Here is a 20,470-nt window from a genome sequence, read left to right on the forward strand (position 1 = left end):
CCTGCTCCCGCCCTTGGTCCCGCCCCCGCTCCCGCCCTTGGTCCCGCTCACGGGACGATCGCCTGCTCCACGAGCATGCGTACGGCCGCCTCGACGGACTCGGCGTCGATCCCCGCGGCGCGCAGTTCCTCCGCCGGGGTCGCGGAGCCCGGCATCGTGGTCACCGCGAGCCGCACCAGCCGGGGCACGGGGCGCCCGTCGGAGAAGGCGTCCAGCACGGCGTCGCCGATGCCGCCCTCCTGCCGGTGGTCCTCCACGGTCACCAGGCAGCCGGTCTCCTCGGCGGCCGCGCGCAGCGTGGCGCGGTCGACGGGCTTGACCGAGTACAGGTCGATCACCCGCACCGGGATGCCGTCCCGGCCCAGCGCGTCGGCCGCGGCGAGCGCCTCGTGCACGGTGACCCCGGCCGCGACCACGGTGAGCCGGTCCGCGTCGGAGGAGCGCAGCACCTTGCTGCCGCCGACGGGGAACTCCTCGTCGGGGCCGTAGATCACCTCGCTCTCGCCGCGGGAGGTGCGCAGGTAGCGGATGCCCTCCAGGCCGGCCATCTCGGCGACCAGGCGCGCGGTCTGGTTGGCGTCGCACGGGTACAGGACGGTGGAGCCGTGGATGGCGCGCATCATCGCGAGGTCTTCGAGGCCCATCTGGCTGGGCCCGTCCTGGCCGATGGCGACGCCCGCGTGGGAGCCGACGAGGTTGATGCCGGAGCCGCTGATCGCGGCCATCCGCACGAAGTCGTAGGCGCGGGTCAGGAAGGCGGCGAAGGTGGTCGCGAACGGTACCCAGCCGCGCGCCGCCATCCCCACGGCCGTGGCGACCATCTGCTGCTCGGCTATATAGCACTCGAAGTAGCGCTCGGGGTGCTCCTTGGCGAAGAACTCGGCCCGCGTGGAGTCGCCGACCTCGCCGTCGAGGGCCACGACGTCGCCGCGCGCCGTGCCGACCGCGGCGAGCGCCTCGCCGAACGCGTTGCGGGTGGCGACCTCGTCACCCTTGTCGTAGCGCGGCAGCTCGGCCTCTCCGGTGCCCGTCGAGTGCAGGGCACGGGCGTCCTCGGGCGCGTGCACCCGGACCTGGAGGTCACGCGGGCCGCCCAGTTCCGCCACGGCCTCCTCGGCCTCCGGCAGCGGCTTGCCGTGCTGTCCCTCGCGGTCCTCCACGGCCTCCACGCCCTTGCCCTTGAGGGTGCGGGCGATGATCGCGGTGGGCTGGTCCCTGGTGGACAGGGCCTCGCCGTAGGCGCGGTCGATGGCGTCGACGTCGTGTCCGTCGATCTCGATCGTGTGCCACCCGAAGGCCCGGAAGCGGCGCGCGTAGGCGTCGAGGTCGTGGCCGTGCCGGGTGGGCCCGCGCTGGCCGAGCCGGTTGACGTCGACGATCACGGTGAGGTTGTCGAGGCGTTCGTGTCCGGCGTGCTCGGCGGCCTCCCACACCGACCCCTCGGCCATCTCGCTGTCGCCGCACAGCACCCACACCCGGTAGTCGGTGTGGTCCAGACGCCTGCCGGACAGTGCGATGCCGACGCCCACGGGCAGTCCCTGCCCGAGCGAGCCGGTGGCCGTCTCGACCCACGGCAGCCGCTGCGGCGTCGGGTGGCCCTCCAAGCGGCTGCCCTGCTGTCGGAAGGTGAGCAGTTCCTCGTCGTCGATGGCGCCGGCCGCCTTGAAGGCGGAGTAGAGCAGCGGCGAGGCGTGTCCCTTGGACAGCACGAAGCGGTCGTTGCCGGGGTGGGCGGGGCGCTCGAAGTCGTAGCGGAGGTGGTTGGCCAGCAGTACGGCCATCAGGTCCGCGGCGGACATCGACGACGTCGGATGCCCGGAGCCCGCGGCGGCGGACGCCCGTACGCTGTCGACGCGCAACTGCTGTCCGAGGTCGACGAGTTCACCGGTGTTCATGAGTCCCCTTCCGAGGTGCGGCTGTCGGTGCGTTTCACGGGTCCGGGGGCGATGCCGGGTCCGGGGGACGGCTGGTCCGCCGGGGGCTCGGGGCCGGGGTCGGCGGGCGGGCCCGCGGAGCGGCTCGGTCCGGACGCGGAGGCGGGCCGCTTGCCGGCGGCCTTGCCCGGCTTGCCGGAGCCTGTCCGTGCGGGGCGTGGTCCGGCGGCCTCTGCGGCCCGGCGAGGCCTGCCGGAGGCGCGGGGCGACCCGGACGCTCCCCGCTTCGCGGGCTCCCCCCGGGGCTGGTTCCTGGCCGGTTCCCCGCCGGGCTGGTTCCTGGCGGGCTCGCCACCGGGCTGGTTCCTGGCGGGCTCAGCGCCGGACCGGTTCCCGCCCGGTTCACCGGCCGGCGGGTTCTTCGTGGGGTCGCCGGCCGGATGTTCCCCACCCGGCCGGGCCTCGGCCGCCTGGTCCTCGGCCGCCTGGTCCTTGCCGGCTCCCTCCGGGCGCCCGGGTACCCGCGCGACCTCGGGCGACGACGACTCCAGAGGCACGGACCAGGACCGTACGAGGCCGAGCTGCACCGCCTGGCGGGGCAGCACCGCGTCGAGCAGCCAGTCGGCGGCGACCCGCACGCGGTTGCCCGGCATCGCGGCGAGGTGGTAGCCGCGGGTGACCGCGCCCGCCGCCGGACCGGACATCGGCAGGCCGAGCGGGTTGGCGGCGGCCTTGACGCCGCCGAGGTCCACGACGAACCCCAGGTCCCGGTGCCGGTAGGCACGCCGCCGGCCGACGCCGAGCGACGCGACGACGTTCTGGGCGCACACCTTGCCGTGCCGCCAGGCGTGCTGCGCGGTCATCGGCGTGTACTGGCCCGGCTGGTTCAGGTCGGGCACGGCGGCCACGTCACCGCAGGCGAACAGCTCGGGCCGGCCCGGCACCTGAAGGTGGGGGTCGACGAGCAGCCGGCCGCGTTCCATGGGCAGCCCCAGGGACTCCACCAGCGGGTCGGGCCGCACGCCCACGCACCACACCAGGGTGCGGGTGTCGACGGTCGATCCGTCGGTCAGCACCACCCCGTCGTGCGTGGCCTCCTTCACGGACGTGCCCATCCGCACGTCGACTCCCCGCTGCCGCAGGACCCGCTCGGCGGTGCGGGAGAGCCGTTCGTCCATCTCGGGCATGACCCGGGGGGCCACGTCGAGCAGCATCCACCGGGGCCGCATCCCGGAGCGCGTCGGGTGCCCGCGGACCTGCGCGTCGGTGTACATGGCACCGTGCGCGGCGACCTCGGTGCCGGTGTAGCCCGCGCCGACCACGACGAACGTGCACCGCGCGGCGCACTCCTCCGGGTCGTCGGCCGCCGCGGCCAGCTCCATCTGCCGGGTCACGTGGTCGCGCAGGTAGAGCGCCTCCGGCAGCCCGCGGAAACCGTGGGCGTGCTCGGCGACTCCGGGAATGGGGAGCAGCTTGTTGACACTGCCCGCCGCGAGCACCAGCCGGTCGTAGGGCAGGGTGCCCTCCTCGCCCTCCGGGCCGGTGTAGCGCACGGTCCGTCCGTCGAGGTCGATGCCGCCGGCCTCGCCGAGCACCAGCCGCACGTGCGGCAGCGTGCCCGACAGGGACACGCTGACCCGGCGCGGTTCCAGTATTCCGGCGGCGACCTGGGGCAGCAGCGGCAGGTAGAGGAAGTAGTCGGTCGGGTTCAGCAGGGTGATGTCGGCCTTCTGCCGGGTGAGCCGGGACAGGGTGCGGGCCGTCCGGTACCCGGCGAAGCCGGCACCGACGATCACGATGCGGGGTCGGCTCACGGTTCGCCTCCGGGCTGTCGCATACCTCGTGAGCCTTCCGCGTCCCCTCGGCCCGGGCACCCAAACGTCCACCCGGAGGCCGCGCCCCTTCGGCGGACAAGCACCGTCGCGAACAGCCCGCGGCGGCCGGCGAGCCGCGACGGCCGGCGAGCCGTGACGGCGCCGGTTTCCCGTCCGGCGCCCGGGTACCCGGCCCAGGACCCACCCGCACCCTGTCCGGAGGCAACCCCTCATGCCCGAGTACGGCTATTTCCTCTCGTGCGAGCAGTACGGTCCCGCGGAACTGATCGAGCAGGCCCGGATGGCCGAGCAGGCCGGTTTCCAGGCACTGTGGATCTCCGACCACTACCACCCGTGGAACGACGCACAGGGGCAGAGCCCGTTCGTCTGGTCGGTGATCGGCGCACTGTCCGACGCGGTGTCGCTGCCCGTGGAGACGGCCGTCACCTGTCCCACGGTGCGTATCCACCCGGCGGTGGTGGCACAGGCGGCGGCGACCAGCGCGGTGATGACGGACGGCCGGTTCCGGCTGGGCGTCGGCACCGGCGAGGCGCTGAACGAGCACATCCTCGGTGACGCCTGGCCCGCCGCGCACGTACGCCTGGAGATGCTGGAGGAGGCCATCCTGATCATGCGCCGGCTGTTCACCGGCGAGGAGGTCAACCACCACGGCGCCCACTACACGGTGGAGAACGCCCGCCTGTACACGGTCCCCGACGAGCCGGTGCCGATCGACATCTCGGGCTTCGGCCCGGCGGCGACGAAGCTGGCGGCCCGGGTCGGCGACGGCTACATCACGATGATGCCGGACGCCTCGATGGTGGAGCAGTACCGCAAGGGCGGGGGCGGCGGAAAGCCGGTCAGCGGGGGCACGAAGGTCTGCTACGACACCGACAGGGACGAGGCGGTCCGCACGGTCCACCGCCTGTGGGCCAACGAGCAGCTGCCCGGCGAGCTGGGCCAGGTACTGCCCTCGCCGAAGCACTTCGAGCAGGCGCAGACCCTGGTCACCGAGGACATGGTGCGCGAGAACCGGGTGTGCGGCGCCGACGTGGACGCACACGTGGCGGAGTTGCAGCAGTTCGCCGACGCCGGATTCGACCGCGTCTACGTCAACCAGATCGGCCCCGACATGCGCGGCTTCTTCGACTTCTACCGCACCAAGGTGCTGCCGCAGCTCCAGCAGAGCGCCTGACGCGGGCTGCGGAGCCCGGCAGGGCCGTACAGGACCGCGCCCCGCACGGAAGACTCCGTGCGGGGCGCGGTCCGTCCTGTGGCCGCGGCCGGTCAGCCGTGGCGGCCGGTCAACCGTGCTCGCGCCCGGCCTCGGGGGCGATGCCGTCCTGGCGGGGAGCGGCCGGCCCGGTACCGCCCGGGGCGGGTGTGCCCGCGCCCGGGGCACCGGTCGCACCGCCGGGAGCGACGGGGGGCATCGGCGGGTACGGCGTACCGGGTCCGGTCCGCGGCGCGCCGGGCGCGTCACCGCCGGCGACGTGTCCGTGACCGCTGCCGTGGGGGGAGCCGGGCGCGGAGGTGTGCGGCCGGGCGGCGCCCCGCAGCAGGTAGGCCGCGACACCCAGGAGGGCGGCCGTGATCAGCGCGGCGGCCCAGCCCGGGAGTGCGACGGCGAGTGCCAGCCCGACGGCGAGCGACACGGCGGCGCCCGCGTACAGGGCGGCGGTGCCGGACGCGGCGTACAGCGCGGCCTTGCGGCGCTGCCTGCGGGTCTGTTCGCGCAGTTCGTCGCGCACGGTCTCGCGTGCCACCTGCGCCAGTTCGTCGACCAGTTGCCTGTCCAGGTGTTCCAAGTGATCCATGCGGTCCATGCGTTGCGGGTACCCGTCGGCCGCACTTCCATGGCCGGACCGGGCACAGCAGCCCACCGCGCCCAACTAGGCTCCCGCGTATGGACATTCTGGGAGCCACACTGCGCGTCTACGTCGAGGATCTGGAGAAGGCGGTCCCCTTCTACGAGGGCCTGGCCGGCGGCAGCGCCCTCCGGTTCGAGCGCGGCGGCGTCGAAGTCGCCGCCGTCGGCTGCTTCCTGCTGATGAGCGGGCCCGAGTCCCAACTGGAGGTGCTGCGCAAGGTGACCGCGACCATCGCCGTGGGGGACGTGGAGGAGACCCGTGACGTCCTCGCCTCGCTGGGCGCGGACATCGTCGCCGGGCCGGTCGCCACGCCCGCCGGCCGCAATCTGATCGCCCGGCACCCGGACGGGGCGATCTACGAGTACGTGGACCGGCGGGCGGCGTAGGCCCGGGCGGAGCCGGCTCGCTCCCGTCCCGGGCCGGGCGGGCTCACCCCGCGTCCGGGCGCATCCGGAAGTCGTGACGGGCCGGGAGCGGTGCGTCGTCCAGCCGCGCCCACAGCAGGCCGATGCTCTCGGCGCCCTCCCTCAGGTCGGCGACCTCGAAGCCCTCGTCGAACACGGCCCGCGCCTCCTCGGTCCGGCCCTCGGCCGCGAGCAGCTCCGCCTCGGTCAGCCGGAACCTGCCGCGGGCCCGGGTCGCGGGGTCCAGGCGCTCCCACACGGCCCGGGCGTCCGCGGTGCGTCCGACCGCGAGCAGCGCCCCGATCGCCTCCCGGCCGAGCGCCGCGGCGACGGCCGGCCAGGGTGGTCCTTCGCCGCCCGCACCGTCTGCGGCGTCCGGTCCGCCGCCCGGCCCGTCCGGCCGGTGCGCGCACAGGTCGTCGAAGGCCTCGGCGTACTGGTCGGCGGCGCGTTCGTGGTGGCCGCCCTCCTGGTCGGCGACGGCGAGGCAGCGCAGCAGCGGCCAGCGTTCGGCGGCGGTCTTGAGGCCACGTTCCCAGCTGCGCACGGCCTGGGCGCGGTCGTCGCCGTGCCACTGGGCGACACCGAGGTGGTACTCGGCGAGGGGTGTGGCGGCCGTGGTCTCCAGCATGTCCCGCCAGGGCCGCGCGACCAGCGTCGCGCCGGGCGGCTCGTGACGGGCCGGTTCGGGCAGGGACCCGGTGCGCAGCAGGTGCAGCCAGGGCCGCTGCGGTGCACCGAGGGTGTCCTCGTCGAAGGGGGTGCCGGGCAGCTTCCAGCCGGCCCGCAGCACTTCGAGCGCGCCCCAGCCCGAGCCGGTGGCCAGCCGCTCGCCGGGCTCGGCGTCGGCGTGCGGCAGCCAGGCGTCGTACGCGGCGTCGACGTCGGCTCGCGGCAGGGCGGCCTCCAGGCGCTCCTCGGCCCCGCGCAGCACGCTGTGCCAGTCGCCCTCGGGCGAGGCGTCGAGCGGCCCGTACGCCTCCAGCCAGGAGATCTCGCTCTCCGCCTCCAGTTTGACGTGTTCGAGCTGGGTGCGGACCAGCCCCGCCTGGATCTCGCAGTAACCGCCGGTGCCGGGCTCGGTGAGCCACTCCTGCCAGCGGCGTCCGCCCGGTCCGGAGCCCCACACGAACAGCTTGCGGCCGCGCAGCGCGTCGGTCGAGGTCTGCACCAGTCCGTGGCCGTGCTCGTCGAGCGCGGCGATCCAGCGGCGCCGGCCGTCGGGCACCTCGTAGAAGTAGTCGGCGGCGTACGTGCTGTTCGGCGGGTAGGTCCGGTCGACGCCGTCGTACTCCGGGACGGGCACCCGGCGCAGCCGTCGCTCGTAGCCGAAGTGCCAGGCCTCGTCGGCGGGGGCGAGGACGCGGCGGTCCTCGGGGACGGCGATGTTGGACCACCAGTAGGTGGGGGCGGGGCGCTCGTGCGGGTTGCGGACGCGGGCGCCGGCGTAGAGGAAGTCCGAGCCGTCCGGCAGCCACAGGTCGACCTGGAAGGGCAGGTCGCGCAGCCGCTCCCACTCCCACAGCCGCAGCATCTCGCCGCCGTCGGGGGCCCGGACGCGGGCGGCGTGCACGGGTGAGCAGGACAGGGTGGTGTGGCCGGTGGCGCCGATGTTCCATTCGATGCCGCCGGAGAACCAGGCGCCGTTGAGGGCGAAGTTGGCGGGCTGGAGCACGGGGTTGACGTAGAGGAGTTCGCGGCCGGTGGGCTTGTGGTGGAGGGAGGCGACGCGTCCGCCGAGGGCCGGCAGGACGGTGGCCCGCAACCGGTCGTTCTCGATGACGAGGGCGTCCAGCTCGCGCGGTGCGCGATCACGGTCGTAGCCGTCCCGGACCTGGACGGGCAGCAGACTGCGCAGTGGCTCGTAGTCGACCTGGCGGGCCATGTCGCGCGGCAGGTCCGCCCGGTCCCGGTCGTCGATGCGGTGGGCCTCGTCCAGGGGGCGCAGCGGCGGCAGGGGGTTGTCCGGTCCCAGCGGCGCCGCGGGCAGGGTCAGTACCTCGCGTCGGATCGTCGTCACGGTTGTCCATGGAAGCCGCTCCCCGCCGTCGTGAACAGGGGCTCCGCCGGCCGGAGCGGCGCGACGTGACTCACGTTTAATCCGGTGGGAAGCGGTGCGGGCGGGGGCTTAGGGTCGGGCGGGTCCGCGCGTACGGAGGCGAAGGAGAGCGGCACGTGAGCGAGCAGCACACCTACCGGGTGATCGTCCGGGGCACCTGGGAGGGGTTGACGGAGGAGGACCGGGCCCGGTTGCTCGCCGAGGCGGGCGAGCACGGAATGGCGAGCATGCGCTTCACCGAGGAGGGTTCGCTGTCGTACGAGCCCGCACCGCTGAAGCACTTCTCGATGCGTTACGTCGTGGTCTCGGACGCGGCCGACGGCGAGGAGATGGCGGGCGCGATCGCGGAGGACCGGGCGGAGAACACGCTGCGCGGACTCGGATACGGCTTCCGCGATCTGCGGTCGACGGTGACGGACCTGGACACGATGAAGGTCAACCGGAAGTCACGGTCTCGGCGGTGATCGCCCACCGCTGGTGGTCGCGCCAGGCGCCGTCGATGTAGAGCATCCTCGGCGAGAAGCCCTCCAGGTGGAAGCCGCAGGCGCGGGCCAGCGCGATCGAGGCGGCGTTGCCGGGCTGGACGTTGATCTCCAGGCGGTGCAGGCGCATGGGCCCGAACGCGTACCGCACGACCAGGTCGAGTCCCTCGCGCATCAGCCCGCGGCCGGCGGCGTGCGCGAAGGCACCGTAGCCGAGCGCGCCGCTGCGAAAGCCGCCCTCGACGATGTTGTTGATGTTCACGAACCCGGCGATCGCGCCGCCGCCGGGCGTGTCCCGCGACGCTCCGTCCGGCTCCTTCTCGCACACCAGGAACCCGGCCTTGGTGCGGTCCTCGATCAGCCGCCCCGCGTAGGCCTCGTACGCCTGGACGCTGTCCGGCGGGAAGAGCCAGGGATGGTGCAGGTCCTTGCTCTCACGGGCCCGGGCGGTGAACTCGGCACCGTCCGCGTAGGCGAAGTGCCGGATGCCCACACGCGGGCCCTCGGCGAGGTGACGGGACGGGGTGTGCGGCATGGGGCCAGCCTACGACGTGGGGCGGGCCCGCGCGCGGCACGGCCGGAGGGGTACCGGGTCAGCGCAGCGCCGGCCGGTCCAGCGCCAAGGTGCCCGCGTCCGCGTCGAGTTCCGCCGGCACGCCCAGCGGCAGGGTCAGCGCCCCCTCGCAGTGCCCGAACCCGAAGTCCTCGACGACCGGCACGCCGAGGCCGCCGAGCCGGTCGGCCAGCAGCGGTCTCAGCTCTTCGTAGGGGTCGCACTCCTCCCAGGAGCCGAGCAGCACGCCGGCGACCCCGTCGAGCGTGCCGGCCCGCAGCAACTGCGTCAGGTAGCGGTCGACGCGGTACGTCTCCTCCGCCACGTCCTCCAGGCACAGCAGACCGCCGCGTGCGCCGGGGCGGGCGTACGGGGTGCCCAGTTCGGCGGCGAGCAGGGAGAGGCAGCCGCCCAGGGTGACGCCTCGGGCCCGGCCCGGTACCAGCGGGGTGCCGCCGGAGGTGATCACGCGGACCGTCTCCGGCGCGAACAGGGTGGCCCTCAGGTGTTCCTGCGCCCGCGCGTTCTTGACGAAGTCGAGTCCGGCCGCCATCGGCCCGTGCAGGGTGACCAGTCCGAGGCGGACGGCGAACGCCTCGTGCAGCGCGGTGATGTCGCTGAAGCCGACGAACACCTTCGGTCCGGCCGCGCGCATCGCCTCCCAGTCGAGCAGGTCGGCCATGCGCTGGGCGCCGTACCCACCGCGGGCGCACAGCACCGCGTCCACCGAGGGGTCGCACCAGGCGGCTTGCAGGTCCCGGGCGCGGTCGGCGTCCGTGCCCGCGAGGTAGCGGAAGGTGCCGTGCCGGTCCAGCACGTGCGGGGCCACGACCGGGTCGAGGTCCCAGCCGCGCAGCACGTCCAGGCCCGCCTGGAGCCGCTCCTCGGGCACGGGGCCGCTGGGCGCGACGACGGCCACCCGGGCGCCCGCGGCGAGCCGGTGCGGCCGCACCAGCTCCGCCACCCGGCTCATCGGTTCAGCTCCAGGGCCGGGACGCCGGGCGGGGTCAGTCCGAAGACCTGGGCGTAGAGGGACAGTTCGGCTTCGAGGGCGCGCACCATGGTCTCCGCCCGGCGGAACCCGTGTCCCTCGCCCTCGAAGGTGAGGTAGGCGTGCGGCACCCCGCGGCCCGCCATGCGGGCGAGGAACCGCTCGCACTGCACGGGCGGGCAGATCACGTCGTCGAGTCCCTGGAGGAGCAGGAACGGGGCGGTGACGCTCTCGGCGTGCTCGGCGGGCGACCGCTCGACGTAGCGGTCGGGGACCTCGGCGTAGGGGCCGATCAGGCTCTCCAGGTACTGCGACTCGAAGTCGTGGGTCTCTCCCGTGCCCCAGCCGGTCAGGTCCAGGATCGGGTAGATGATCGTGCCGCAGGCGTAGACGTCGGTGGTGGCCAGCGAGGCGGCGGACGTCCAGCCGCCCGCGCTGCCGCCGCGCACGGCCAGCCGCGCCCGGTCCGCGGTGCCCTCGTCCGCGAGGGCGAGGGCGACGGCCGCGCAGTCCTCGACGTCGACTACGCCCCACTGCTCGCGCAGCCGGTTGCGGTACTCCCGGCCGTGCCCGCTGGAACCCCCGTAGTTGACCTCGGCGACGCCGATGCCGCGGGAGGTGAAGTAGGCGATCTCCAGGTCCAGGACGAGCGGTGAGCGGCTGGTGGGGCCGCCGTGGGCCCAGATGACGTACGGCGGCAATTCGCCGTCGGGCGCCCGGCAGCCGGGGTGGTGCGGCGGGTAGAGGTGGGCGTGGATGTCGCGTCCGCCCGGGCCCGTGAAGGTGCGGACGTGCGGCGTCGGGTAGTAGGCCGGGTCGGTGGCGTCCTCGTGGGGGGCACCGATCACCCGGGCGCGGCCGGTACGGGCGTCCAGCTCGACGACCTCGAAGCCGCTGTGCGCACTGGCACCCACGCCGACGACCCGTTCGCCGTGCGCGGCGAGGGCCGGCACGAACTCGGTCCACGGTCCGGCCGCGTCGACGACCTCACCGGTCTCCGGGTCGAGTATGCCGAGGACGGCGGCGCCCCGGCCGTGCAGGACGGCGATCAGGCCGCTGTCCAGCGGTGCGAACCAGCCCTGACCGAGCTTCCACAGCGGCCCCGCGAACTCCTCCTCGCGAGTGCACAGCGGCTGCCCGTCGCTGTAGAGGTTCCACCAGCCGGTGCGGTCGGAGGCGTGCAGCAGGCTGCCGTCCGGGGCCCAGTCGGCCTGGGCGATCGACTCCTCGGGTCCGCCGGCGACGGTCCGGGCGTCCTGGAAGGTGCCCTCGGGGCCGACCTCGGCGACGATCAGCTCGGTGCCGTCCCAGGGCATGCGGGGGTGGTCCCAGGCGAGCCAGGCCGCGCGGCGTCCGTCGGGCGAGATGCGGGGGCCGGTGACGAAGCGGTGCCGCTCGGGGGTGAGTTCGCGGATCGCGGCCCGGTCTTCGGCCGCCGAGCCGTCCAGCGGCACGGCGACCGGGACGCGGCGCAGGTCGGTGGGACCCTCGCCGGTGAACTCCTCCAGGACGCACCACACCTCACCGCGCTCGGGACGCGGGTCCGGCTCGATCCAGCGCAGTCCGCCGCCCACCCCGGACAGGGGCGTCAGCGGGCGCGGTTCACCGCCCGGCGCGAAGGCGTACAGCCGCTGGTCGGCGAAGTGCACGAAGACCACGAGCGGCCCGGTGCCGGTGGTGACCGCGGCCCAGGGCCGGCCGCCGTACTCCATGACGCGGCTGCGCACGTTCCACGGCGCGGGCAGCACCGGCTCCTCGGTGCCGTCGGCGTGCCGCCGCACCAGGGTGCGCCGGCCGCCCTCGGTGGGCCGGGGCGCGGTCCACCACACCTCGTCGCCGACGAAGCCGACGTCGTCGGGTCGTCCGTCGTGCGCGGCGGCGAGCGCCGCGTCGACGGGCGAGGGCCACGATCCGTACGACAGAGTCCGCACTGACTCCCCCACTTCTCCTCAGCTCCTTGCTTGTCCGGGCATCGCCCGGCTCCGGGCTCCGGGTCCCGCGTGCCGGTCCTGCGGGTCTCTACGCCGTGCGCAGGAAACGGTCCAGGACACGGACTCCGAAGTGCAGCGCCTCGACCGGGACCCGCTCGTCCACGCCGTGGAAGAGGGCCTGGTAGTCGAAGCCCTCGGGCAGCTTCAGCGGTGCGAAGCCGTAGCCGGTGATGCCGAGCCGCGAGAACTGCTTGGCGTCCGTGCCGCCGGACATGCAGTACGGCACGACGTGCCCCTCGGGGGCGAACTCCTCGACCGCCGCGCGCATCCGGGCGTACGTCGGCGAGTCCACCGGCGCCTGGAGCGCCACCTCCCGGTGGACGAATTCCCAGTCCACGTCGGGCCCCGTGAGCCGGTCCAGGGTGGTGCGGAACTCGTCCTCGCCGCCGTACAGGAACCGCCCGTCGACGTGGGCGACGGCCTCGCCCGGGATGACGTTGACCTTGTACCCGGCGTCCAGCATGGTCGGGTTGCTGCTGTTGCGGACGGTGGCCTCGACCAGCTTGGCGGCCGGGCCGAGCTTGTCCAGCAGTCCGTCGACGTCGCTCAGATCGGCCTCGATGCCGTACACGGCGGCGATCTCGGTCAGGGCCGCGCGCACGGTCGGGGTGGGGCGCAGCGGCCACTCGTGGTCGCCGATGCGGGTGACCGCGGCGGCCAGCCGGGTGACCGCATTCTCCCGGTTCACCTTCGAGCCGTGGCCGGCGCGTCCGCGCGCGGTGAGCTTGAGCCAGCCCGTACCGCGCTCCCCCGCGGCGATCGGGTAGAACTGCCGCCCGGCCCCGTCGTGGAAGGTGAACGCGCCCGACTCGCTGACGCCCTCGGTGCAGCCCTCGAACAGCTCGGCGTGCCGGTCGGCCAGGAAGCCGGAGCCGTCCTCGGCGCTGGCCTCCTCGTCGGCGGTGAACGCGACCACCACGTCGCGCCGGGGCCGCACCCCCCGCCGGGCCCAGTCGCGCACGACCGCGAGGATCATCGCGTCCATGTTCTTCATGTCGACCGCGCCGCGCCCCCACACGACGCCGTCGCGGATCTCCCCGGAGAAGGGGTGCACGCTCCAGTCCGCAGCCTCCGCGGGCACCACGTCCAGGTGACCGTGGACCAGCAGCGCGTCGGCCGACGGGTCGGTGCCCTCGATGCGGGCCACGACGTTGGTGCGGCCCTCGGTCCGCTCCAGCAGCGTGGGCTCGATCCCGGCCTCGGCGAGCCGCGCGGCGGCGTACTCGGCGGCCGGCCGCTCCCGGCAGTCGCCGCCGCCCCGGTTGGTGGTGTCGATGCGGATCAGCTCGGAGGTGAACCGGACGACCTCGTCCAGCGCCCGCGCGTCCGTCTCCGTGTGCTCAGCCATACTGCTCCTCCACCGCTGCCGAGGCGATCGTCGTGACCGCCTTGAAGGTACGGATCGCCTCGTACATCGTGTCGTGGGTGTAGGCCACTTTCCGCTCCCCGACCTGCGCCACGCCGGGCACGACGGTCGAGGCGGCCGCCAGGTGCTCGGCGTCGAACTCCAGGGCGAGGGTGAACGGCCCGCCGGTCACCGGCTCGTGCCGCACGGCGAGCGCGGCCGCTTCCTCGGCCGCGGCTCTGATGTCGGCGGCGGTCCTGGCCGGTGTACGGCACACGGCCGCGTACCGCGACACGTGGTCCTTGACCGCGACCTTGCGCGCCTCGGGCGCGTACCCGAGCGCGTCCTCGCAGGCCACGTCGTCCCCGGTGACCAGGACGACCGGCACTCCGTACTCGGCGACCACGTGCGCGTTGAGCAGACCCTCGCTGGCCCGCACGCCGTTCAGCCACACTCCGGTGAGCTGGTTGGCGAGGTAGGTGTGCGCGAGGACGCCCTCCATGCCGGCGCCCGCGTGGTACCCGACGAAGGCGATGCCGTCCACGTCCCCGTGCTGGACGCCCTCCACCATGGACAGCGCCTTGTGCCGCCCGGTGAGCATCTCCGTCCGCTCGTCGAGCCGCTCCAGGAGCAGGTTGCGCATGCTCCAGTGCGCCTCGTTGACCAGCACGTGGTCGGCGCCGCCGGCGAAGAACCCCCGCACGGCCGCGTCGACGTCCGAGGTGAACATCGACCGGCACCGCTCCCACTGCGGGGTCCCCGGCAGCACGTCGGCGGGCCAGGTGACACCGGTGGCGCCTTCCATGTCGGCGCTGATGAGGATCTTCATGGCTCGAACCGTACGCGCTGCCCGGCCGCCCGGACCAGAGCTGTGGACAACCACCGGTGGTCCAGACCACCGAAGTGACCTCGTACGGCCTACGACCAGCCCGTTCTCCGCGGGCGACCGGTCATACGAATCCACGTGGTCCTGGTGCGGCACCGTGCCCCCGAGCACGCCGCGACGCCAGGCGGGGCGCGACGCCGGGCGGGCCGAAACGCCGACGCCGAGCGCGCCGCCGCGTCCGGTCCTACGCGGGCCGGCGGCCCGCCACCACCCACGTCGAGGGCAGTTCGACGCGGGTCCCGTCCGCCGTGTACTCCGTGGTGACCAGCGGGAGTTCACCGCGTGCCAGGACGGTCAGCCCGGCCGCTTCGAGGTACTGCGGCACCGCCTCGTCGGGGACGGCGCCGGGGGTCAGCCCGTGGCGGAGGACGGGGGCCAGCTTGGCGGGCGGGCCCGCGGGGCCCTGGGCCAGGCCCCGCAGGACGCTCTTGGCCGCCTGGGAGGGCTCCACCAGGAAGGCACGGCCGCGGTCGCCGAGGAGCACGGCCAGGGTGTCGGCCAGGGGGCGGCGGTCCTCGGGCTCGCACTGGTGCATGACGCCCCGGACGTACACGTTGGCGTCGCCCAGTTCCGCGTGGAGCGTCTCCGCCTCGGCCTTGTCGGCGGCGTCCAGCTGCCGGTACGCGGCCAGCCCCGCGGGGTCGGCGCGGCGGGCGTGTGCGAGGGCCGCGGTGGAGAGGTCGGCGCCGACGACGTGCGGGAAGCGTTCGGCGAAGTAGCGGGTCTGGGTGCCGTTGCCGCAGCCCAGGTCGATCAGCGGCAGCCCGGGGTCGGCCAGGTGCGGTTCGAAGTGGGCCAGGTGGCGGCCGGCGGTCAGGGTCGGCTCGGCGTCCCAGAACACCGCCCCCCGGTCCTCGGGGGCCTCTTCCCAGAAGCTCTCCCAGGCGTCCCGGTACCGGCTCGTCACGCTCATGCCCGTCTCCCCCCGGTGCGACGACGTACGGCCGCCGTCGATCCGGCGGATTCGTACGGTGTATCGCGCCGGGCGCACGGCCACAAGCGCCCGGCGCATTCCTTCACCGCCCGTTCGCGCCGGGCGGATTCACGCCATGGGCGAGCCGGCGGCGCCTGACGGATGTCTCACTCAGCCGGCGGCGGCGCCCCGGCCGCGGCGGTGGCGCGCGGGCAGCGTCAGCTCGAACCACACGGTCTTGCCCGACTCCGTGCGGCCGGCGCCCCATTCGCGGGCCAGCGTGCTGACGACACGCAGGCCGCGCCCGGCATCGTCCTCGGGGCCCGCGCTCTTCAGCGCCGGCAGGTCGTGGTCGTCGTCGTCCACCTCGCACAGCAGCGTGTCGGCGCGCACCAGGCGCAGTTCGACGGGCCTGGCGTGCGAGTGGCGCAGGGCGTTGGTGACGAGCTCACCGGCCAGCAGCTCCGCCGTGTCGGCCAGTCGCGGCAGCCCCCAGTCGTGGAGCTGCTCGCGGACCGCCGCGCGGGCACGGCCGGCCTCGGCGGGGTCGCGGGCGAGACGCCATTCGGCCACAGAGTCGGGTTCGATGCCGGTCAGCCGGGCCATGAGCAGGGCGACGTCGTCCTTGCGGCCGCCGCGCGCGCCCAGGGCGCGGATGATGCCGTCGCAGGCGTCGTCCATGGACGCGGCCGGATGGGCGGCGGACTCGCAGAGGGTGGCGAGGCCGACGCCGATGTCCTCGCCGCGCATCTCCACCAGGCCGTCGGTGCACATCACCAGCCGGTCGCCGGGCGCCACCGGCACGCGCACCGACTCGAAGGGGACTCCCCCGACGCCGATCGGCGCGCCCGTCGGCAGGTCGATCAGCTCGCTGGCGCCGTCCTCGGCACGGACCAGCACCGGCGGGATGTGACCGGCGTTGGCCAGGTGCAGTTCCCCGGCGACGGGGTCGTACACGGCGTACAGGCAGGTCGCCAGGTGGGTGTCGCCGAGTCGCTGGGCGAGGTCGTCGAGGTGGCGCAGGAGCCGGGCGGGCGGCAGGTCGAGGCCGGCCAGGGTCTGGACGGCGGTGCGCAACTGCCCCATCATCGCGGCCGAGTTCAGGCCGTGACCCATGACGTCGCCGACGACGAGGGCGGTGCGGGCGCCGGGCAGCTTGACCGAGTCGAACCAGTCGCCGCCGACCCGGCCGAGCAGGGTGCCCGGCAGATAACGGGTGGCGATGTCGCAGCCGGTCATGCGCGCCGGGATCCGCGGCAGCATGCTGTCCTGGAGCGTCTCGGCGACGTTCTCCTGGTGGGTGTACATGCGGGCGTTGTCGAGGACGAGGCCCGCGCGGGCGGCGAGCTCGGCGCCGGTGACGCGGTCCATGTCGTTGAAGACGGGGCGCTCCGGGTGCCGGAGCAGGATCATGAAGCCGAGAACGACGTTGCGGGCCTTCAGCGGCACCAGCAGCATCGAACGGCCGGTGATCAGCGGCCTGATGTCCCGCTTCTCGAACTGCGAGGCGACGGCGTGGCCCATCTCCTCGGTGACGCGGGGCACCAGGACCGGCTCGCCGCTCGTCATGCACTGGAAGAACGGGGTGTGCGCCGGGAAGGGCATGGCCTCGCCGACCGGTACGACGTCGTCCCAGCGGCCGGGTTCGTCGGTGTGCTCCAGGGCGACCCGGTGCCACATCGTCGTCGTGTCGGGCACTCCGTCGGGGAAGCCCTCACCGGCGACGACCTGTTCGCGCAGGTAGGTGCCGGCGACGTCGGTGAAGCGCGGGACCACGGCCCGGCTGACCTCCACGATCGTCCGCGAGAGGTCGAGCGAGGTGCCGATCGCGCCACTGACCTCGTTGAGGAACTCCAGGCGTTCGCGGACCGCCGCGTACTCCAGGTCCTCGGCCTCGCCCCGCAGTTCCTCCGGCACCGGCTCTCCCGCCGCCAGTGCCCGCGCGGCCCGCTCGCGGCGCGCCCGGCGCCCGGCCCGCCGGGGCACCCCCCAGTCGGGCGTGACGGGCACCCGGTCGTGTCGGCTGAACTCCAGCACGGGGTAGCCCAGTTCCAGCACCTGCGCGACGATACGGGCGCTCTCCCCGACGCTCATGCTGGGCAGGATCTCGGGGAGGCGGCGGGCGAGTTCGTCGGCGCCGGGGAAGTCGGTGTGCAGGGCGAACCCGGGCGCGATCCGCTCCGTGACGGCCTCCTCCGCGCCGCCGTCGGCGAAGTCCCGGCGCAGTGTGTCCGCGTCGGCGGCCAGCACGAGCAGCCGCTCCTGCCCCGGGCCCACCAAGGGGTACGCCCACCAGAGCACGTCGACGCGGGCGCCGCCCGGCACGGTCAGCCGGGCGCGGCCGGCCGCCGGGTAGGACGACCGCCCGCCGAGGGAGGACTCCAGACCGGGCCCCAGCTCGCCGTGGTCGGCGTATGGGGGGTGAGCGGATGCGGGGTCCTCACCGCCGTCCCCGGGGAGCACGCCCGAGACGGGCAGCAGGTCGGGGGCGGGGCGGCCGATCGCCGCTTCCTTGGGGAGGCCGAACAGCCGCCGTGCGCCTCGGCTCCAGTGCGAGACCAGCCCTTCGCGGTCCACCACGACGACGGCCAGCGGAACGCGGCCGGTCACGGGGTCGGCCGGTACGGCGCCGGGTCCGGCCGGATGGCCGCCGGATGTGCCCCGTTCGGTGCCATGGTCCATGGCGTCAGGCCCTCTCTGCCCACGGCTCCGCAAGATCTGTGCCGCCGTCCCCACCGTACGGTGGTGTCCGGTGACCATGTGCGGCAACGGGGGAATTGGTGGCGCGCGAACACACCGGCGCACGCCCGCGCGCCGGTGGCCGGTCTCAGTCCTCGTGCCCGAGCTGCAGGTCGCGCTCGGTGCGGCCGCCGCCGGCCACCTGGAGCACGGTCGCGACCGGCGGGTATCCGGCCGCGATGACGGTGTACTCGCCGGACGAGAGGTCCACGAACCGGAACGTGCCGTCGGGTCCGGTGGTCAGGGTGTCCACCACGTTGCCCGCCGCGTCGAGCAGCGTGACGCGCGCGTCCTCGACGATCCGTCCGCCGCTGGCCCGCACGGTGCCGCGCAGCACGGCGCCGCCGGCCAGCTCGACGTCCTGGCGGGTCTCACGGGCGGCCTGGACGCTGACCGGCAGCGCCGCCGGACGGAAGGCGGGGGCACTGGCGGCGAGGGTGTACTCGCCGGCCACCAGCTCCGTGATGACGTAACCGCCCTCACGGCCGCTGCGGGTGCTGGCGACGACCTCGCCGTGGACGTTGGTGAGGGTGACGGCCGCGTCGCGCACGGGGCTGCCGTCGGCGGTCAGGACACTGCCGGCCAGGCGTCCGGCGCCGCCGAGGACCACGTCCAGTTCCACCGGGCGCTCGCCGACGGTCACGGAGACCGCCTGCGGCTGGTGGCCGCCGGCCGCGGCGATCAGGACGTAGGCCCCGGAGCCGGGCGTGGCGAGCGCGTACCGTCCGTCGTCGCCGCTGGCGCCCCGGCCGATCTGCTGTCCGCCGACGTCGATGAGGGTGAGCGCCGCGCGGGGTACGACGGTGCCGTCGGGGTGCTGCACCGTGCCGCAGACGGGGATGCCGCCGGCGTAGGAGGACCGGGCGGGCGGGACCTGGCCGGCCGGCTGCGCCTGCGGTGCGTAAGCGGCCTGCTGCGCGGTCTCCGGCTCGGTGACGGGGGCGTTGTGGGACACCAGGGGTTTCTCCTTGAGGAAGAGGGCGATGAGGAGCCCGAGGACGAGCACCGGCACCAGGTAGAGGAAGATCCGCGGCATGGCGTCCGCGTACGCCTCGATGTAGGCGTCGCGCAGCGCGGGCGGCAGGGAGTGGACGAGCTGCGGGGTGATGGCCTCGGCGTCGGGGAGACCGGCTCCGGCCCCGGCGGGGACCCGGTCGGCGAGAGCATCGGTGAGCCGGCCCGCGAAGAGGGTGCCGAAGACGGCCGCGCCGACGCTGCCGCCGATCTGCCGGAAGTAGTTGTTGGCGCTGGTGGCGGTGCCGAGGTCGGTGGGGCGCACGGAGTTCTGGACGGCGAGGATCAGGACCGGCATCACCATGCCGATGCCGGCGCCGAGGACGGCCATCCAGATGCTGTACTGAAGCCGGGGGGTGTCGGTGCCGAGGCGGGAGAGCAGCCACATGCCGACGACTGACAGCGCGCTGCCGAGGACCGGGTGGATCCGGTAGTGACCGGTGCGGCTGATGAGCTGTCCGGAGACGATCGAGGCGACGACGATGCCGCCCATCATCGGCAGCATCAGCAGGCCGGACTCGGTGGCGCTGGCGCCGTCGACCATCTGGAGGAAGGTCGGCAGGTAGCTGGCGGCGCCGAACAGGGCGACGCCGACGACGAGTCCGACCAGGGCGGTGACGTTGAAGACGGAGTCCCGGAACAGACGCAGCGGGATCAGCGGTTCGGGGGCGAGGCGCTCGGCGACCAGGAAGAGCAGAGTGGTCCCGACGGCTCCGGCGGCGAGGCCGAGAATCGTCCTCGACCCCCACGCGTACTCGGTGCCGCCCCAGCTGGTGAGCAGCACCAGACAGGTGGAGGCGGCGGCGAGCAGCAGGGCGCCGAGGACGTCGAGGCGCGGCTTGACCCGCGGCCTGGGCAGCTTGAGGACGACGGCGACGACGGCCATGGTGACCAGGCCGAAGGGCACGTTGATGTAGAAGCACCAGCGCCAGGAGAGGTGGTCGGTGAAGTAGCCGCCCAGCAACGGGCCCGCGACGGAGGCGAGTCCGAAGGCGGCGCCGATCAGGCCCATGAAGCGGCCGCGTTCGCGGGGCGGCACGATGTCCGCGATGATCGCCTGCACGCCGATCATGAGGCCGCCCGCGCCGACGCCCTGCACCGCGCGGAAGGCGATCAGCTGGTCCATGCTCTGCGCGCGTCCGGCGAGTGCGGAGCCGACGACGAAGACCAGGATGGCGAACTGGAAGACGCCCTTGCGTCCGAAGAGGTCGCCGAGCTTGCCGTAGATCGGCAGGCCGATGGTCGAGGTGAGCAGGTACGCGGTGATCGCCCAGGACATCCGGTCCAGACCGTGCAGCTCGCCGACGATCTTCGGCAGCGCGGTGGCGACGATCATCTGCTCCAGGGCGGCGAGCAGCAGCGCCAGCATCAGGCCGACGAAGACCAGCCGCACCCGGCGCGGGCTCAGCCCGGCGTCCGGCTCCCCGGCCGGTCCCCGCTCCGGTCCGGCAGCGGGCGGTCCGGGTGACGGCCGGGCCGCGGCGACCGGTCCGTCCTGCACCGGATCCTGCACCAGAGTGATCCCGCCCACGTA

Annotated in this window: 15 protein-coding genes; 3 read left to right on the forward strand and 12 right to left on the reverse strand. The window is 74.2% G+C overall.

What is annotated here, in order from left to right; genetic code table 11:
• Nucleotides 1–47 precede the first annotated feature (47 nt).
• Nucleotides 48–1,895, reverse strand: coding sequence for a transketolase (locus ACIBCJ_RS13305; RefSeq protein ID WP_365978082.1), 1,848 nt, complete (start codon nt 1,893–1,895; stop codon nt 48–50).
• Nucleotides 1,892–3,688, reverse strand: a complete 1,797-nt coding sequence (locus ACIBCJ_RS13310; RefSeq protein WP_365978083.1) for an FAD-dependent oxidoreductase — start codon at nt 3,686–3,688, stop codon at nt 1,892–1,894. The genes ACIBCJ_RS13305 and ACIBCJ_RS13310 overlap by 4 nt, the downstream gene beginning before the upstream one ends.
• Nucleotides 3,689–3,920: 232 nt before the next feature.
• Between ACIBCJ_RS13310 and ACIBCJ_RS13315 the strand changes: the two genes are divergently transcribed.
• The gene (locus ACIBCJ_RS13315; protein ID WP_365978084.1) at nt 3,921–4,883 is read left to right on the forward strand and encodes an LLM class F420-dependent oxidoreductase; all 963 of its coding nucleotides are present in this window, start codon (nt 3,921–3,923) and stop codon (nt 4,881–4,883) included.
• A 109-nt stretch (nt 4,884–4,992) separates the two neighbouring features.
• On the opposite strand, the gene ACIBCJ_RS13320 is transcribed toward ACIBCJ_RS13315, so the two are convergent.
• A complete protein-coding gene (locus ACIBCJ_RS13320) occupies nt 4,993–5,514 on the reverse strand; it encodes a phage holin family protein (protein ID WP_362093668.1) in 522 nt (173 codons plus the stop codon).
• 80 nt (nt 5,515–5,594) lie between these two features.
• On the opposite strand from ACIBCJ_RS13320, the gene ACIBCJ_RS13325 reads away from it, so the two are divergent.
• On the forward strand, nt 5,595–5,945 hold the full coding sequence (locus ACIBCJ_RS13325; protein ID WP_362093666.1) for a VOC family protein: 351 nt from the start codon (nt 5,595–5,597) through the stop codon (nt 5,943–5,945).
• Nucleotides 5,946–5,988: 43 nt separating this feature from the next.
• Here the strand turns inward: ACIBCJ_RS13325 and ACIBCJ_RS13330 are convergent, their stop codons facing one another.
• The gene (locus ACIBCJ_RS13330; protein WP_365978085.1) at nt 5,989–7,983 is read right to left on the reverse strand and encodes a DUF5107 domain-containing protein; all 1,995 of its coding nucleotides are present in this window, start codon (nt 7,981–7,983) and stop codon (nt 5,989–5,991) included.
• A gap of 155 nt (nt 7,984–8,138) precedes the next feature.
• Between ACIBCJ_RS13330 and ACIBCJ_RS13335 the strand changes: the two genes are divergently transcribed.
• On the forward strand, nt 8,139–8,486 hold the full coding sequence (locus tag ACIBCJ_RS13335) for a DUF6204 family protein (RefSeq protein WP_365978086.1): 348 nt from the start codon (nt 8,139–8,141) through the stop codon (nt 8,484–8,486).
• Here the strand turns inward: ACIBCJ_RS13335 and ACIBCJ_RS13340 are convergent.
• The 8 genes from ACIBCJ_RS13340 to ACIBCJ_RS13375 all read right to left on the reverse strand — a co-directional run bounded on the left by ACIBCJ_RS13340 (nt 8,458) and on the right by ACIBCJ_RS13375 (nt 20,467).
• Nucleotides 8,458–9,039: a GNAT family protein gene (locus tag ACIBCJ_RS13340; RefSeq protein WP_365978087.1), complete on the reverse strand. Its 582-nt coding sequence runs from the start codon at nt 9,037–9,039 to the stop codon at nt 8,458–8,460. The two genes, ACIBCJ_RS13335 and ACIBCJ_RS13340, sit on opposite strands and share 29 nt — an antisense overlap.
• Nucleotides 9,040–9,097: 58 nt before the next feature.
• Nucleotides 9,098–10,021 (reverse strand): LD-carboxypeptidase, encoded by a 924-nt coding sequence (locus ACIBCJ_RS13345; protein ID WP_393524021.1) that lies wholly within the window; start codon nt 10,019–10,021, stop codon nt 9,098–9,100.
• 5 nt (nt 10,022–10,026) lie between these two features.
• Nucleotides 10,027–11,991: a prolyl oligopeptidase family serine peptidase gene (locus ACIBCJ_RS13350; protein ID WP_365978089.1), complete on the reverse strand. Its 1,965-nt coding sequence runs from the start codon at nt 11,989–11,991 to the stop codon at nt 10,027–10,029.
• A gap of 76 nt (nt 11,992–12,067) precedes the next feature.
• Nucleotides 12,068–13,387, reverse strand: a complete 1,320-nt coding sequence (locus ACIBCJ_RS13355; RefSeq protein ID WP_362504651.1) for a M20/M25/M40 family metallo-hydrolase — start codon at nt 13,385–13,387, stop codon at nt 12,068–12,070.
• On the reverse strand, nt 13,380–14,213 hold the full coding sequence (locus tag ACIBCJ_RS13360) for a M55 family metallopeptidase (protein WP_362093645.1): 834 nt from the start codon (nt 14,211–14,213) through the stop codon (nt 13,380–13,382). The genes ACIBCJ_RS13355 and ACIBCJ_RS13360 overlap by 8 nt, the downstream gene beginning before the upstream one ends.
• Before the next feature lie 241 nt (nt 14,214–14,454).
• Nucleotides 14,455–15,183, reverse strand: coding sequence for a methyltransferase domain-containing protein (locus ACIBCJ_RS13365; RefSeq protein ID WP_362504648.1), 729 nt, complete (start codon nt 15,181–15,183; stop codon nt 14,455–14,457).
• Between the two features lie 171 nt (nt 15,184–15,354).
• Nucleotides 15,355–17,865 carry a SpoIIE family protein phosphatase gene (locus tag ACIBCJ_RS13370; RefSeq protein WP_365978090.1) on the reverse strand — a complete coding sequence of 837 codons (2,511 nt, stop codon included), beginning with the start codon at nt 17,863–17,865 and terminating at the stop codon, nt 15,355–15,357.
• A 145-nt stretch (nt 17,866–18,010) separates the two neighbouring features.
• Nucleotides 18,011–20,467 carry an MFS transporter gene (locus ACIBCJ_RS13375; RefSeq protein ID WP_362093635.1) on the reverse strand — a complete coding sequence of 819 codons (2,457 nt, stop codon included), beginning with the start codon at nt 20,465–20,467 and terminating at the stop codon, nt 18,011–18,013.
• Nucleotides 20,468–20,470 lie beyond the last annotated feature (3 nt).

This window comes from Streptomyces sp. NPDC051136, assembly GCF_044455745.1.
Lineage (GTDB): Bacteria > Actinomycetota > Actinomycetes > Streptomycetales > Streptomycetaceae > Streptomyces.